This is a genomic window from Actinomadura physcomitrii (assembly GCF_008923205.2).
Lineage (GTDB): Bacteria > Actinomycetota > Actinomycetes > Streptosporangiales > Streptosporangiaceae > Spirillospora > Spirillospora physcomitrii.
Genome location: NZ_WBMS02000010.1, coordinates 96,138 through 111,092 on the forward strand (window position 1 = coordinate 96,138; position 14,955 = coordinate 111,092).

Annotated in this window: 12 protein-coding genes and 3 tRNA genes; 4 read left to right on the top strand and 11 right to left on the bottom strand. The window is 73.6% G+C overall.

The features are described from left to right. The first annotated feature begins 93 nt into the window (after window positions 1-93). A complete protein-coding gene (gene ppgK, locus F8568_RS14920) occupies window positions 94-921 on the top strand; it encodes a polyphosphate--glucose phosphotransferase (protein ID WP_151594261.1) in 828 nt (275 codons plus the stop codon). A gap of 17 nt (window positions 922-938) precedes the next feature. Here the strand turns inward: ppgK and F8568_RS50360 are convergent, their stop codons facing one another. The 8 genes from F8568_RS50360 to F8568_RS14960 form a co-directional block, all read right to left on the bottom strand. Continuing rightward, the gene (locus F8568_RS50360; RefSeq protein ID WP_328600884.1) at window positions 939-3,653 is read right to left on the bottom strand and encodes a glycoside hydrolase family 38 N-terminal domain-containing protein; all 2,715 of its coding nucleotides are present in this window, start codon (window positions 3,651-3,653) and stop codon (window positions 939-941) included. Next, window positions 3,644-4,843 (bottom strand): CehA/McbA family metallohydrolase, encoded by a 1,200-nt coding sequence (locus F8568_RS14930; protein ID WP_151594146.1) that lies wholly within the window; start codon window positions 4,841-4,843, stop codon window positions 3,644-3,646. The genes F8568_RS50360 and F8568_RS14930 overlap by 10 nt, the downstream gene beginning before the upstream one ends. Further along, complete coding sequence (locus F8568_RS14935) at window positions 4,840-5,964, bottom strand: ABC transporter ATP-binding protein (RefSeq protein ID WP_151594147.1); 1,125 nt, start codon at window positions 5,962-5,964, stop codon at window positions 4,840-4,842. Before F8568_RS14935 ends, F8568_RS14930 begins: the two co-directional genes overlap by 4 nt. Next, on the bottom strand, window positions 5,964-6,791 hold the full coding sequence (locus tag F8568_RS14940) for a carbohydrate ABC transporter permease (protein ID WP_151594148.1): 828 nt from the start codon (window positions 6,789-6,791) through the stop codon (window positions 5,964-5,966). Before F8568_RS14940 ends, F8568_RS14935 begins: the two co-directional genes overlap by 1 nt. Then, complete coding sequence (locus F8568_RS14945) at window positions 6,788-7,753, bottom strand: carbohydrate ABC transporter permease (RefSeq protein ID WP_151594149.1); 966 nt, start codon at window positions 7,751-7,753, stop codon at window positions 6,788-6,790. The genes F8568_RS14940 and F8568_RS14945 overlap by 4 nt, the downstream gene beginning before the upstream one ends. Beyond that, a complete protein-coding gene (locus tag F8568_RS14950) occupies window positions 7,725-9,152 on the bottom strand; it encodes an extracellular solute-binding protein (protein WP_151594150.1) in 1,428 nt (475 codons plus the stop codon). The genes F8568_RS14945 and F8568_RS14950 overlap by 29 nt, the downstream gene beginning before the upstream one ends. 80 nt (window positions 9,153-9,232) lie before the next feature. Next, complete coding sequence (locus F8568_RS14955) at window positions 9,233-10,033, bottom strand: aminotransferase class IV (protein WP_236008779.1); 801 nt, start codon at window positions 10,031-10,033, stop codon at window positions 9,233-9,235. 282 nt (window positions 10,034-10,315) lie between these two features. Beyond that, window positions 10,316-11,017: an ArsR/SmtB family transcription factor gene (locus F8568_RS14960; RefSeq protein WP_151594152.1), complete on the bottom strand. Its 702-nt coding sequence runs from the start codon at window positions 11,015-11,017 to the stop codon at window positions 10,316-10,318. 146 nt (window positions 11,018-11,163) lie between these two features. Here F8568_RS14960 and F8568_RS14965 point away from each other — a divergent pair. The 3 genes from F8568_RS14965 (at window position 11,164) to F8568_RS14975 (ending at window position 11,455) form a co-directional block, all read left to right on the top strand. Continuing rightward, window positions 11,164-11,235: transfer RNA gene (locus tag F8568_RS14965), tRNA-Gly, on the top strand. 39 nt (window positions 11,236-11,274) lie between these two features. Further along, a tRNA-Cys gene (locus tag F8568_RS14970) sits at window positions 11,275-11,345 on the top strand. A gap of 35 nt (window positions 11,346-11,380) precedes the next feature. Next, window positions 11,381-11,455, top strand: a tRNA-Val gene (locus tag F8568_RS14975). A gap of 85 nt (window positions 11,456-11,540) precedes the next feature. On the opposite strand, the gene F8568_RS14980 is transcribed toward F8568_RS14975, so the two are convergent. The 3 genes from F8568_RS14980 to F8568_RS14990 are packed head-to-tail and all read right to left on the bottom strand — an operon-like array spanning window position 11,541 to window position 14,945. After that, a complete protein-coding gene (locus F8568_RS14980; RefSeq protein WP_202124965.1) occupies window positions 11,541-12,206 on the bottom strand; it encodes a hypothetical protein in 666 nt (221 codons plus the stop codon). Then, on the bottom strand, window positions 12,193-13,779 hold the full coding sequence (locus F8568_RS14985; RefSeq protein ID WP_328600885.1) for a vWA domain-containing protein: 1,587 nt from the start codon (window positions 13,777-13,779) through the stop codon (window positions 12,193-12,195). Before F8568_RS14985 ends, F8568_RS14980 begins: the two co-directional genes overlap by 14 nt. After that, a complete protein-coding gene (locus F8568_RS14990; protein WP_151594153.1) occupies window positions 13,776-14,945 on the bottom strand; it encodes a toxic anion resistance protein in 1,170 nt (389 codons plus the stop codon). Before F8568_RS14990 ends, F8568_RS14985 begins: the two co-directional genes overlap by 4 nt. Window positions 14,946-14,955 lie beyond the last annotated feature (10 nt).

Genomic DNA, 14,955 nt, shown 5'->3' on the forward strand with positions numbered 1-14,955 from the left:
GCGGCGCGCGCCCGGCATAAGGGTTTCCCGCGGACGAATCACGATCTTCACGGCCTACCCTGGCCGCCGGACGGGCACAGAAAGGTCATGAGCATGCGGATGCTGGGGATCGATATCGGCGGGTCGGGGATCAAGGGGGCGCCGGTCGACGTGGCCACCGGCGCGTTCACCGAGGACCGGCACCGGATCGCGACGCCGCGGCCGGCCAAGCCGGACGCGGTGGCGAAGGTGCTCGCCGAGGTGGTGGAGCACTTCGGCTGGGACGGCCCGGTCGGCGTCACCTATCCGGGCGTGGTGATCGACGGGGTGACGCTGTCGGCGGCGAACGTGTCCGGGGACTGGGTGGGGCTGGACGCGGCCGCGCTGATCGCGGACGCCACCGGGCGGGAGATCACCCTGCTCAACGACGCGGACGCGGCCGGGGTGGCGGAGATGCGGCTCGGCGCGGGACGCGGCCGCAAGGGCACGGTGGTGGTGCTGACGCTCGGGACCGGCATCGGCAGCGCGCTGTTCACCGACGGTGTGCTGGTGCCGAACACCGAGTTCGGGCACATCGAGATCCGCGGGAAGGACGCCGAGGTGCGGGCGTCGGCGAAGGCGCGCGAGGAGCACGACCTCGGCTGGGAGCACTGGGCGAGGCGGCTGAGCGAGTACATGGCGCGGCTGGAGGTGCTCATCTCGCCGTCGCTGATCATCGTGGGCGGCGGGGTGAGCAAGAAGGCCGACCGGTTCGTCCCGCTGATCGAGGGCGTGCGGGCGCCGATCGTCCCGGCGCGGCTGGTGAACAACGCCGGGATCGTGGGCGCGGCGATGGCGGCGGCCGCGGCGCGTCCGGACGGGTTCGCCGAGCCGGCGCCGCACGAGGCACGCGAGGCGGGCGGGCGGCAGCGCGAGGGCGGGACGGCCGAGGCCGCCCGCTGATTCGCCGCCGCCCGGCCTCAGCGCATCCGCAGGCGGACGGTGGCGATCTCCCAGGGGCGCAGCGCGAGCGTGGTGGTGCCTTCGTGCACATCGAGCGGCAGGCCGGGGCGTCCGCGCAGGTCGGCGCGGGCGGCCTCGGTGAACGCCCCGCGCAGCACCGCCGTGGTGGGCTCGGGCGTCTCGGCGGCCATCCGGGCCTCGATCCATCCGCCGCCGCGCGGGCGCAGCGAGGTCATGGCGACGCCGGGGCCGGTGATCGACAGGCCGTCCCGGGACGGCGGGGCGGGCGCGTCGGCGGGGCCGTAGCCGGCGGCGGCGAGCAGGTCGTGCCGGTACCGCTCGGCGGCGGCCACCACGGCGTCGCCGGGCCGGTCCCCGTCGTACGGCATGACCGCCATCGCGACCGTTCGCTCGCCGCGGGACTGGGCCCCCGGGGTCGGCAGCTGCGGGCCGGCGGGCTGGTCGCGGTAGGCGTTGCGGTCGCGGGACAGGTAGCCGACCGAGCGCATCAGGGTGAGGGCCATCTCCCGGCCGCCGCCGGTGACCTCGTACTCGGTGGCGTGCTCCAGCAGGACGGCGAGGCCGCCCGCGGCGGCGAAGCCGTTCGCGGGGTAGGTCGGCAGCGGCCGCTCCCCGAACCCGCCCTCGGCCGTCAGCCCGCGCTCGACGATCGCGAACTGCCCCTCGGCGAACGACGACTCCGCCCGCCGGGGCAGCGGCATGTGCAGCCGGACGCGGTGGTCGGCGCACCGGTTGTCGAAGGTGACGCGCAGCCGCAGGAACGGCTCGCCAGCGCGGAGCTCGGCGCGGGTGACGACGGTGACGTCCTCCTCCGCCTCGGCGCGGGCATCACGCGCGACGTCGCCGGACGCGGGCCAGCGGTACGTCCGGACGATGTCGACCGCGGCGGTGAGCGGCCCGTCCCAGATCGGCTCCACCCGGACCGACACCGGGTCGCCGACGAGCCGGTCGGCGGCGGGCGGGGCGTAGTTGTAGGAGTCGCCGAGGTCGCCGCCGTCCACGATCCGGCCGATGCCCTCGGCCACGACGCCGCCGGGCGTGCGCAGCCCGACCGTGCCGTCGTCGCGGACCTCGGCGCGCAGCAGCCCGTTGTCCAGGACGTTCCCGCCGGCGGTGACCGGAATGTCCGGAGACGCGGAGGGACCGCCGGGCCGGACGGTCACGAGCCCGAGCGGCGGCGCCTCGACGAGCGCCGCGACCGTCCGGCGCGGGTCGGCGAGGATCCGGACGCGCCACTCCCCTTCGGCGCCGTCCAGCGCCGCCCGGACGTCGCCGATGTCGAACGGGGTGGCGGCACGGGCCGTGACGTGGAAGGTGAGCGTGCGGTCGTCCCGCGACACCGACCAGTCGCGGATCTCCTGCCCGAACAGCACCCGCCCGTACACCCGCTCCAGCAGGACGGGCAGCGCGGACGCGGGGTGGACGGCGTCGTCCAGCACGGTCGGCGCGGTCTCCAGGACCTGGACCGGCACCGGGCGCCCGTCGCCCGTCTGCAGGCCCGGCTCGCCGCCGCCGGGGACGTCGAGGATCACCAGGCCGGTCCGGGCGTCCGGCGCCGGGTTGAAGACCAGGTGCGCGCCGAGCGGGACGGCCGCGGCGCGCTCGGCGGTGACCAGGTCGCAGACGGCGCGGCCGAGCTGCTCGGCCTCGGCCATCCGGGCGGCGACCTGCTCGGCGGTCTCGTCGCTGCCGCAGCCGGTGACCGAGTCGTGGCAGCTCACCTCGATGAGCCGCCGCCAGGCCAGGTCGAGGAACCGCTGCGCGTCGCCCGCGTACCAGAGCGCGGCGAGGGGTTCGGCGTACCGTTCGACGAGCCGCTCGGCGCGGCCCATCAGCTGCTTCAGCCGGGGGCGCACCGAGATCACGCCGGGCAGGATGTTGGCGCGGGCGTGCGAGCGCAGCTCCCCGCGCACCCGGGTCAGGCCGTCCGTGGACGGGTCCTGGCCGGCGAAGTACCCGGCGAGGGTGTCCAGCCGCATCGGGGCGGCGGCGCCGCCGACGCGGTCGGCGAGGTCGGCGGCGGGCGCGGTGTGGTCGGCGCCGTACATCGCCAGCAGCGGGCCGCCGCCGGGGTACCAGGGGCCCATCGCCTCGGCGAACCCGGCGGCGCGGCCGGGCAGCAGCGACGCGCCGTCCGCGAAGTCCTCGAACATCGACGCGGCGTTGCCGTAGCCGCCCTCGGGCAGGTACTGGGTGCGGACGGCGGTGCCGTCCGGCGCCTCCCACGCGAACGAGCGGGTCCGGACGCGGTCGGGGACGCCGCGCCACACGCACGCGTGCTCGATCCCGGCCAGCTTCAGGATCTGCGGCGTCTGCGCGCAGTGCCCGAACTGGTCGGGCAGGTAGCCGACCATCATCGCCGCGCCCAGCTCCTCGGCGCGGCGCATCCCGAGTTCGAGGTTGCGGACGATGTTCTCCCCCGAGCAGAGGAACTCGTCGTGCAGGATCTGCCAGGGCCCGACGGCGAGGCGCCCGTCCCGGACGAGCGCGGCGACGCGTTCGCGCCGCTCGGGGCGGATCTCCAGGTAGTCGTCGACGGCGGCCATCTGGCCGTCGAGGGTGAAGCGCCAGCGCGGGTCGGCCTCCATGCGGTCGACGACGCCGTCCATCAGCGACACCAGCCGCAGCCGGAACCGCTGGAACGGCAGGTACCACTCGCGGTCCCAGTGGGTGTGGGGGACGACGACGATCTCGGGGGCCACTACCCGCACAGTGCGATCACCTCGTTCTCGTGGGACTCCAGGCGGTGCATCCCCGGCCCCTCCGCCGGGACCCGGACCTTGTCGCCGCGGACCGCGAGGCGCCGCCCGTCCGGCCGGACGAGGACGGTGCCGTCGGCGTCCAGCGCGATCAGGTCGTCCTCGACGCGCAGCAGGACGGGGGCGTCCGGGCCCGCGCCGATCGCCACCCGCCCGGCGGCGAGCGCGTCGAGGACCCGGTCGTCCTCGGTGAGCGCCCAGGTGACGGGCTCGCCGAGGTTCTTGAACTGCGCGGGGTCGTGGAAGTCGCTGCCGCCGAGCGGGACGACCCCGGTGGGCCGCCACACGTCCGCCCAGGCGAGCGGGGCGCCCCAGCGCCGGTCCCACCAGGACGGGTGCCAGATCTCGGCGAACCGCGGCCGGGACTCGGGCGGCAGCGGGCGGCGCCACGCGCAGTCGCCGCTGAGCGGATGGTTGATCGACATCAGCCCGCCGCGCGCGTCCGCGAACGCGGCCCAGTCGGCGCTCGGGCGGCGGAAGTCGACCCAGCCGGTGTCGCCGAACACGTTGGCGTGCCCGAGGTCGGTGGTGACCTCCTGGCCGGGCAGGAGCAGGACGCCCGCGTGCGCGCCGGCGGCGGGCAGCTCGGGGTGGTGGCTGACGGTGTTGTGGTCGGTGACCGCGAGGTAGTCCAGGCCGCGCGACGCGGCGAGGCAGGCCAGCTCGTGGACGGTGAGCGTGCCGTCGCTGTGCACGGTGTGCGAGTGCAGGTCCCCGGCGAGCCACCGCATCCCGGACGGGGCGGGCAGGTCGCGGCGCGGCGGCCGTTCGGGGCGGGGCGGCGGCGCCGGGACGTCCGGACGCGGCTGCGGCGACGCCGACGTGGTCACCGTGACCTCGTAGGGGACGCCGCCGGGCGGGATCCGGTGCAGGCCGAGCCAGACGTGCCAGGTGCCCGGTTCGAGCTCGCCGGGCAGGTAGCCGGGCGTCGCCCAGTCCGCGGCGACCGTGTACCGGCGGCGGGCGCCGCCGGACCACCCGCGGAACCCGCCGGGCCCGCCGCAGCCGAGGTCGATGACGCCGCCGTCGAACGACAGCTCCACGGTGACCGCGGCCGTCCCGGCCGGGACGTCGAACGGCAGTTCCCGCAGCCCCTGCTCGAGGCGGTCTTCCAGGGTCCATGTCCCCCGATGAACGGTCATGCGTTCTCCTTCCCGGTCGGGGCCATCCTCGGTTCGGGCACTTCGGACGCGCCGGGCGCGGTCACCAGCTCGCCGTCGCGGTACAGCAGGACGCGGCCGGGCCGGGGCAGCGCCCAGCCCTCGTCGCCGGGCGCGGGCTCGCGCCCCTCCCCCACGACGACGTGCACCGGCTCGCCCTCCACGTCCAGCGTCACCAGGGCGCTGCCGCCCAGGTGCTCGACCACCGACACCCGCCCGGCGAACGCGCCGTCGACCGGGCGGTCGCCGTAGTCGAGGTACTCGGGTCGTACCCCGCACACGATCTCCTCCCCCGCCGCGAGCGCGCGCGCCTCGTCGGGCAGGGGCAGGGAAGCGCCGGCCGCGACGACGTGATCGCCCTCCACGCGTCCGGGGAGCAGGTTCATGGGCGTGGAGCCGATGAACGACGCGACGAACAGGTTCGCGGGGCGCCGGAACACCTCGGTGGGCGTGCCGAGCTGCCGGATCCGGCCCTTGTCCATGACGGCGATCCGGTCGGCGAGCGCGAGCGCCTCCGCCTGGTCGTGGGTGACGAACACGGTCGTCACGGCCAGTTCCTTCTGCAGCCGCTTGAGGAACGTGCGGGCCTCCAGGCGCAGCCGCGCGTCCAGGTTGGACAGCGGCTCGTCCAGCAGGAAGATCCGCGGTTCGGCGACCAGGGCGCGGGCCAGCGCGACCCGCTGCTGCTGGCCGCCCGACAGCTCGCCGGGACGCCGCTTCCCGAGCCCTTCCAGGCCGAGGTAGTCGGCGGCCTCGGCGGCGCGCGCGTGCCGGTCCGCCTTGGAGCGCTTCTTGATCTTCAGCGGGTAGGCGATGTTGTCCAGGACGCTCATGTGCGGGAAGAGCGCGTAGTCCTGGAACACCATGCCGACGTCGCGGCGGCCCGGCGGCAGCCGCGTCACGTCGGCGCCGCCGAGCGCGACCGTCCCGGACGTCGCGGCCTCCAGCCCCGCGACGGTCCGCAGCAGCGTGGTCTTGCCGCAGCCGGACGGGCCGAGCAGCGCGAAGAACTCGCCGTCCGCCACGTCGAGGTCGAGCGCGTCCAGGGCCCGCACGCCGCCCGGATAGACCTTCGTCAGCTCCGAAATGGTGATGGCCGCCATCAGCGCTTGATCCCTCCGTGGAAGCGGAACCCGTACCGGCGGCTCACGAACAGGTACATGACCACGACCGGCAGGGAGTACAGCAGCGAGAACGTGGAGATCAGGGGCAGGTCGGGCTGGCCGCCCTCGGTGTAGAAGGTGTACATGATCACGGACGCGGGGGCCTTGTCCGGGTTGCGCAGCAGCAGGAACGGCATCAGGAAGTCGCCCCACACCTGCGCGACCGTCCACACCCCGACCGTCGCGAGGCCGGGACGGATCACCGGGACGACCACGTGCCGCAGGATCTGCAGCGGCGACGCGCCGAACACCCGGGCGGCCTCCTCGTAGGACGTCGGCGTCGCGTCCGTGAAGTCCTTCAGCAGGAAGATCGCGGCCGGGAGCAGCCCGCCGGTCAGCACCAGGACCACGCCGAGCCGCGAGTCGATCAGGTGCAGGTTGAAGGCCAGCAGGAAGATCGGCACCATCGCCGCGGTCCCGGTGATGATGGACGACAGCAGGAGCAGGACGTACAGCAGCGCGTCCCGGCCCGGCACCCGGACGCGGCTCAGCGCGTACGCCGCGAGCGCCGCGCAGACGACGACGAGCAGCGCCGTCCCGGCGGCGAGCAGCACCGAGTTGCGCATCGACTCCAGCGCGTACGGGTTGTCCATCAGGATCTTGAAGTTGTGCAGGGTGAAGTCGGGCAGGGACGCGGCGATGCCGGGGTTGGCGTCGAACGGGGTGAACGCGAGCCACAGCAGCGGCAGCGCGAAGAACCCGAGGACGGCCGACACGAACGTGGCCAGGCCGATCCTGCGCAGCGCCTCGCGGACGACCGGGTTCACGCCGTCACCGCCTCTCGCGGCTCGCGGCGGCCCCGCTCGCGCAGCGCGCGCAGGTAGACCAGCGCGATCACCAGGTTGATCAGGATCATGACCAGCGAGATCGCGGCGCCGAAGCCGAGGCGGCCGTCGCCGAGCGCGGTCCGGTACACGTACACCGACATGATCTCCGACCGGTGGTCCGGGCCGCCCGCGGTGATCAGGAACGGGGTGAAGTCGTTGAACGTCCACAGGCTGATCAGCAGCAGGCTGGTCAGCACGTGCCCGCGGATGCGCGGCAGCACCGCGTCCCGCAGCGTCTGCAGGGTGGACGCGCCGGCCAGCCGGGCGGTCTCCAGATGCGAGGGTGGAACGTTCCCGAGCGCGGCGCCGTACAGCATCATCGAGAACGCGGTGCCGTGCCAGACGTTGAACACGATCACGCACGCCATCGGATGGTCGATCAGCCAGGCCGTGCCGGGCGTGCCGAGCAGCGCGTTCAGCGTGCCGCCGTCGCGGTCCAGCAGCGCGATCCACAGGAAGGCGATCACCGAGCCGGGCAGGATCCACGCCAGCAGCACCAGCGCCTCGACGACCCGCCGGACGAGGCCCTTGCGGTCGCGCATCACCCACGCGATCGCGAACCCGAGCAGGGTCTGCCCGATCACCGCCGAGCCGAGCACGAACTGCAGCGTCAGCCACAGCGAGTGGTGGAAGTCGCCGTCGCCGAGCACGTCGCCGTAGTTGTGCGCGCCGACGAACTTCGGCTCGCTCGCGGCGATCCCGGTCAGCCGGTAGTCGGTCGTGCCGAGGTAGAGCGTCCAGAGCGCCGGGAAGACGAGGAACACGGCGATGAGGACCAGCGCGGGCGCGACGAACGCCGCCGCGCGCCCGCGTCCGAGCCCCGCCGCGTCCCCGCCGGCGGACGCCGCGGCGGTGCCGCCGCGGCGCGCCGCCTCACTGGGCGGAGACGTGAGAGGGGCCACCGACGATCCCTTCCAGCTTCTTGGTGTACTGCGCGGCGGCCTGGTCGGGGCTCTTGCCCGACACGACCGCCGCCGTCGCCTCCTGCAGCGCCGTCGACACCTGCGGGTAGACCGCGAGGCCCGGACGGTAGGACGTGACCGGCAGGACCTTCTCCGAGACGAACGTCAGCAGCGGGTCGCCCGCGAGGATCTGCTTGTTCACGTCCGTGCGGGAGGTGATCTCTGGGGTGCCCGCGGTGCGCGCCTTGACCATCTCCGCGGAGTTCATGAACTCCATGAACTCGAACGCCTGCTGCGGATACTCGGTGTTCGGGTTCAGCACGGTCAGCGGCCCGCCCGACATGCTCACGAACGACTGCCCGCGCACCCCCTTGCCCGGCGAGACCGCCGGGATGAGCGCGAACCCGACATCGGTGTCGCGGGTCTTCATCTTCGCGACGCCGTCCTTGGGGTTCAGGACGTCGCGCCAGAGGTAGTCGCCCTCCGCCAGGATGCCGATCTTGCCGGCGGCGAACTCCTCGAACGACTTGTCGCGGCCCTTCGCCTCCTGCTGGAGCTCGGGGTCGCCGAGCTTCTCGGACCCGTAGATCTGCGCGTACAGGCCGAGGACGCTCTTCAGCGCCTGCCCGCCGCCGGTCCACTTGCCGTTCTGGTAGATCTGCGCGCCCGCCCCGGCCAGCAGCGGCAGCGCGCCCTGCATACTCGTCGCCTCGCCCATCGCGGTGCCCGCGTCCAGCTGGATCGGGGTCACGCCGGGCAGCCGCTTGAGCGCGCGCCCGGCCGCGATGATCTCCTGCCAGCTCTTCGGCTGCCAGTCCGCCGGCAGGCCCGCCCGCGCGAACAGCTTCTTGTTGAAGTACAGGAGGCGCCCGTCGGTGCCGGACGGGATGCCGTACTTCTTCCCGTCGAACAGCGCCAGCTGCTGGACCGATCCAGGGATCTGCGACCAGCCGTCCCAGGCGTCCGCCGGGGCGCCCACCGCCTCGCTCAGCGGCCTGATGTACCCGGCCTGGGCGAACTCCCCCACCCAGATGCCGTCGATGTCCATGATGTCGGCCCCGGACCGCGACTTCAGGTCCAGCGCGAGCTTGGTCTTGTAGGCCTCGTCGTCCACGCCCTGGCCGCGGAAGGTCACCTTCGCGGTGATCCCCTTGGCCTTCTCGGCGGCCACGAACTTCGGGATGACGGTGCCGGTGAGCCACTCGGCCTCGCCGGCGTTCTTGCCGCCCGCGATCGCGTTCCGGGTGACGGTGAGGGTGAAGCTCTTGGCGTCCTTGCCGCGATTCGGATCGGTCGAGGATCCGCCGCCGCCGCAGCCGGCGAGCGCCGCGCCCGCCAGCACGAGCGCGGCCGCCGCGCCGATCCGCCTTCTGGAGAAGTCCCTGCGGGAGCCGACCATGGGTGACCTCCTGGAAGCGTCACCACTTAACGTCACCGAAGACGGCGATCACGTAAAGACCCAGGAGATCGTTTTCTTGATCAGGGGTCCATCAGCTCGGCGGACCGCGCCGCGAACGCCTCCATCGCCTTCGCGGTGATCGGGCCCGGGGCCTCCGGCAGGACCGTACCGTCCACCGCCCGGATCGGCTGCACGTCCCGGGTCGTCGACGTCAGGAACGCCTCCTCGGCCCGGTACAGCTCCTCCAGCGGGACGTCCTCCTCCTCGCCGCCGCACCACTGCAGCACCAGCGCGCGCGTCACCCCCGCCAGGCAGCCCGACGACAGCGGCGGCGTCACCAGCCGCCCGCCGATCACGACGAAGATGTTGCTGCCCGTCCCCTCGCACAGGTTCCCGGCGAGGTTGCCGAAGATCGCCTCACCGCCGCCGCGCTCCTTGGCGTAGGCGAGCGCCAGCGCGTTGTCGGCGTACGACGTCGTCTTCAGGCCGGCCAGCGCGCCCCGCTCGTTGCGCGGCCACGGCACCACCGTCACGTCGCCCGTGGCCGGGAACGGCGCCTGCTCGTCCACGATGATCGACACCGTCGGGCCCGCGTCGCCGCGGGCCGAGCCCAGCGGCCCCGGACCGCTCGTGTAGGTGATCCGGATCCGGGCCAGCGGCCACTTCGGCGCCGCCGCGAGCACCTCCAGCACCCCCTGCGCCAGCGCGTCGCCGTCCGGCTCCGGCAGCCCGAGGCCCGCCGCCGACGCCGCCAGCCGCCGCAGGTGCCGCGTCAGCGCGAACGGCTCCCCGTGCGCGGCCTTCACCGTCTCGAAGACCCCGTCGCCCACCAGCATGCCGTGGTCGAACACCGACACCACGGCCCGCTCCGGATCGACCATCTCGCCGTTCAGCCAGATCCTGGCCCGCCCGTCGCGGGCCTGCCCCGTCACCCGAAGCCACCTCCCCATGGCCGGGCGCTCTCAGCCCGGCCTCGCACCGTTCCGCGTCACCCCAGCCGACGTGCCCCACAGTACGACCCCCAGGGCACGGGTTTCGAGTTCATCGGCCGAACCACCGCCCCTGGCCTCACCACGACATTCGCCGAAGCGGGACGAACCCGCATGGCGAACACCTCCAGACGCGGGCCGCGTCCCCGCCGCCCGGCGGCCGGCGGCCGGTCCTCAGGCCAGCACGCAGCCGAACGAATCCGCCAGGCCCTTCAGGCCGCCGTCCGTCACCCGCAGCGCCCGCCGCGTCGGCCCCCGCTCGAACCAGCCGAGCTCGATCATCCGGTCCGTCAGCGCCGCGCCCAGCGCCCCGTTCAGATGCGGCCGCCGCTCCGTCCAGTCCAGGCAGTGCCACGCGAACCGGCGGCGCGCCCGGCGCAGCGCCGGCACGTCCAGCCCCAGCGCCCCCAGCCGGTCCTCGCCCTTCTCGGTGACCTCGTACGACTCCGCGCCGTCCGGCTCGATCAGACCACCGTCCAGCAGCGCCGCGAACAGCGCCACCCCGGCCTCGCCCGCCAGATGGTCGTAGCACGTCCGCGCCTCGTGCAGCCGCCGCGCGTCCCGCGACTGCCGCAGGCTCCGCACCCGCACCGGCGGGCTGATCCGCGACAGCGCCTCGATCACCTGCGCCACCTCGGCGTTCTGCAACCGGTAGTACCGGTGCCGGCCCTGCTTCACCGCCGTGACGAAGCCCGCCTCCAGCAATCGCGCCAGATGCGCGCTCGCCGTCTGGGCGCTCACCCCCGCCGTCCGCGCCAGCTCCCCCGCCGCCAGCGGACGCCCGTCCAGCAGAGCCGTCAGCATCGCCGCCCGCGCCCGATCCGCGAGCAGCGCCGCCACCGGGGCGATGTCCGAAGAAACAGCAAGTTCCGCCATACCTCGACCCTAGGCGCCGCATCCTTCGACCGGCACCGAAGCGTCCGCGACGCGCCTCGCCGGGAAACCCGGTTTGGGGAACGGCCCCGGACGCGCTAATGTTTTCCCCGTCGCCGCGAGGGGCCGCAGGGCACCGAGCAGCACAGGCGGAAGTGGCTCAGGGGTAGAGCATCACCTTGCCAAGGTGAGGGTCGCGGGTTCAAATCCCGTCTTCCGCTCTGAGGGGCCTTTCAGGCTGTGACCCAGAGGTCTCTTCTGGTGGAGTGGCCGAGAGGCGAGGCAACGGCCTGCAAAGCCGTGTACACGGGTTCAAATCCCGTCTCCACCTCAACCGCCGTGACTCCCCCCGGAGACCACGAGCACGGGCGATTAGCTCAGTGGGAGAGCGCTACCTTGACACGGTAGAGGTCACTGGTTCAATCCCAGTATCGCCCACCACGGAAGACGCAGGTCGAAGACCCTGCCTCCCGCTGCGGAGGCCGGGTCTTCCGTTTTTTGCGCACCCACTCGGCGGCGGTCCTGTTCAGTCCGGCAGAGTCAGATCATCGCCGCTCTGCTCCGCGAGCGTCCCGTCGTCGCGCACCCGTTCGCGGTCCCGGAGATAGGCCGTGTGGTCGCGCATCCGCCGGGCCTCGGTCTCGTACACCTCCTCCGCGGTCCTCGACACCGAACCCGCGATCAGGTCCAGCTGGCCCAGCAGCTCCGTCGCCGCCTCCCCGCCGTGCCGCAACGCGTACCAGCGGGGCAGGTTCAGGTACGTCTCGAAGCTCGTCGGCAGGTCCGTGCGGATCGTGCGGGAGACCTCGTACAGCGCGTCCGGCGACGTGCTCAGCAGATCCGCGCGGGCGAGCACGTCCCGCAGCATCGACGCGGTCTCCTCCAGTTTCGCCATCGCCTCCGCCGGCGGGTCGAGCGAGCGGACCCGCGCCACCAGGCCGTCCAGGTCGGCGCGGAGCCGGCCGGTCTCGACGGCGGTGTCGTCGACGACCAGGCTCACCTTCGGCTCCGGCGGGCCGAGGAGCGCGCCCGCGCCGTACAGGCCGGCCACCACCAGCGGCCAGTACGGCCCGGAGACCCCGGTGAAGGTGAGCGCGAGGCCGATGATGCCGCCCACGCAGCCCGCGAGGTTCTTCGTCGAGCCGAGATACCGTACGGCGCGGCCGCCGCCCGGTCCGCTACTGGTAGCCACGGATCTCACCGAACACCGCCGACAGCGACTGCAGCCGGGCGTCGAAGACCTTCCCGTGGGTGAGCGCCGCCACCTCGTTCATCTCGCTCACCCGCGACTCGCCGAACAGCACCGTGAACACCGGGATCCGCCGCGCCTCGGCCGGCTGCCGGGCGTACCAGGCACGGAACGCCTCGAGCGTCGCGCCCCCGTTGACCTCCCCGTCCGACATCAGCACGATCGAGGTGATCCGGTCCGCCGATCCGGTGCCGGCCAGCGCGTACGCCTGCTCCAGGGCGTCGTAGATCGCGGTGCCGCCGGCCGCCGCCAGCCCCTGCGCCGCGGCACGGATCCTCGCCAGCTCCGGCTCCGGCGACGCCGGCGGGAGCACGAACGACGACGGCGCCTGCGGGGTACTGCTGAACGGCAGCAGCGTGATCTCCTCGCGGTCGTGGAACCGCTGGAAGCGCCCGGCCAGTGACGCGTCCGCGCCGGTCAGCGCGGTCAGTGCGGTCTTCAGCGCGGCCAGCCGGGGCCCCCGCATCGACTCCGACACGTCCAGCGCGTAGACCGTGCGCGCCGGGCGGCGCAGGCGGTTGACGTAGGCGTCGATCAGCGCGTCGGCCGCGTCCGCGCGGTTCGGGAAGGGAAGCTCCGGCGGCGGCGCGCCGAACTCCGCGGACGGGCGGACCGAGGGAAGCGACGGCCGCCGGTGCGTCAGCGTCATGATGCGGCGCTGGACGTCGGGTCGCCGCAGATAGCCGGTCAGGGCGCGGAACGCGTCGCCGGCCACGTGCGACGCGGGCGCCAGCCGGGTCAGCGGGTAGTGCGCCGTCACCGCACCGTCGGCGGGGTAAACGAGCGTCAGCGGCTCCGGCAGCCGGCGCGAGGCGTTCAGCGAGAGCAGCACCGACTCGTAGTTGATCAGCCCGTCGGCGCGGCCCGGGTCGGCGGCGTAGGCGTCCGACAGCCAGCCCGACGACCCCGAGGTGAGGTGCTGGGCGGAGAAGAACCCGCGCAGCCGCGGGGCCACCCGGTCGATCGTCGGCCGGTCGAGCGCCGCGCCGGTGCCCGACAGCGCCGCGGCCACGCCGACCAGGGCGGAGAAGCCCGAGTTCGACGACACCGGACTGGTCATCCCGTAGCTGAGCTTCCCGGCGGCCGCCGCCGCGGCGATCGCCGACCAGGTCGGCCGGGTGCGGTCCCAGCCCAGGCGGTGCGCCACCGGCGCGCGCACGCCGAGCAGCACCGGCGACGACATGATGTCGACCGACGGGCCCAGCCGGGCCTGCGCGCCCTGGTGCAGGGCCAGGTAGCTGTTCGAGGAGAACCAGATCGCGTCGTGGTCGCGGGCCGCCGAGCCGTCCAGCACGCGCTGCACGCCCGTGAGCGTCCCGGCGTAGTCGAGTTTCACCGTGACGCCGATGTCCTTCTCGGCCCGGTCGAGGACCGGCCGCAGGTCGGCCAGCTCGCTGCCCGCGAGGATCCGCAGCGTGCCGCCGCTCTTCGTGCCGGACCCCGACCCGTTGCACGCGGCGGCGAGCAGCAGGACGCAGAGGGCGGCGGCGGACCGCCTCAGCCGAGCGCCGTTCACCCGAGCTCGTTCCGCTCATGGGCGCGGGCCAGGTACGCGCGGGCGTTCTCCATCTCCGCGCTCAGCGACTCGACCGTGGACTGCATGTTCGCCACGGCCTGCACCTTGTAGGAGTCGACCGCGTCGATGGTCCGGTAGATCTGCTCGAACGACTTGCGCAGCGTCTCCGCGCCCACGGCCGGATCCGCGGCGATGCGCTGGATCTCGCCGCTCTGCCCGGCGAGCATCTCGGCGTTCGCGCGGATGATGTCCTCGGTCGTCCCGCGCAGCGCGTTCACCTGCTCGATGACGAGCTTCTGGTTGGACAGCGCCGCCGCCGTCGTGACCGCGATGCGCAGTGCCGAGACGGTCGTCGTCGCCGCCCGGTCGACGCCCTTGACCAGCTCCTCGTTGTTGCGGCGCACGGTGTCCAGCGCGAGGTAGCCCTGGGCGCAGACGGCGAGCTGGGTCAGGATGTCCTGGTGCTTCTGGCGGACCGGGAACAGCACGTCCGCGCGCAGGGCGTCGGCCTGCTCGGGCGCGGCCGTCTCCACCGCGGCGATCCTCTCCTCGACCGCCGCGTCCAGGGCGGAGGCGAGCACCGCGTACTCCTGCAGCTTGCCCATGGTCGCCCACAGCGCCGTGCGCTCGTTCTGGATGGCCGCGTTGTCGCGGCGCAGCGCGTCCTGGCCCGACCGCAGCGCGGCGACGATCCTGTTGATGTTGACGTTCGCCGACTGGTAGCGGGACACGAAGTCGCGCAGCGACCTGCCGAACGGCAGCTTGTTCAGCAGCTTGCGGCCGGTGAGCTTGCCCACGTCCTTCGGGTCGAGGTCCTCGACCGTGCGCCGCAGCTCGACGAGGCCGCCCGCGACCCGCTGCTGCGCGTCGGCCCCCTCGCCCTTAGCGCCGGCGAGCGCGGCGACCGAACGGTTCAGCATGCGGTTGGCGGCCTGCGCCGACGCGCGCATCTCCCCGTCGCCGAGTCCCGACACCTGCCCGATCTTGCTGAGGAACTCCGGGCTGCGCGGATCCAGCTCCGCGAGCTCCTCGACGTAGGTGCGGGCGCGTTCGGCCAGTGCGTCGCGCGTCGCGTCGTCGAGGGGAATGAGCGTCTCCGCCCGTTCGGCCGGGACGGCCGCGACCGGTTCGGGCGGGCTGAGGAACAGGTCCCCCGGTTGTGTCATGTGTCCTCTC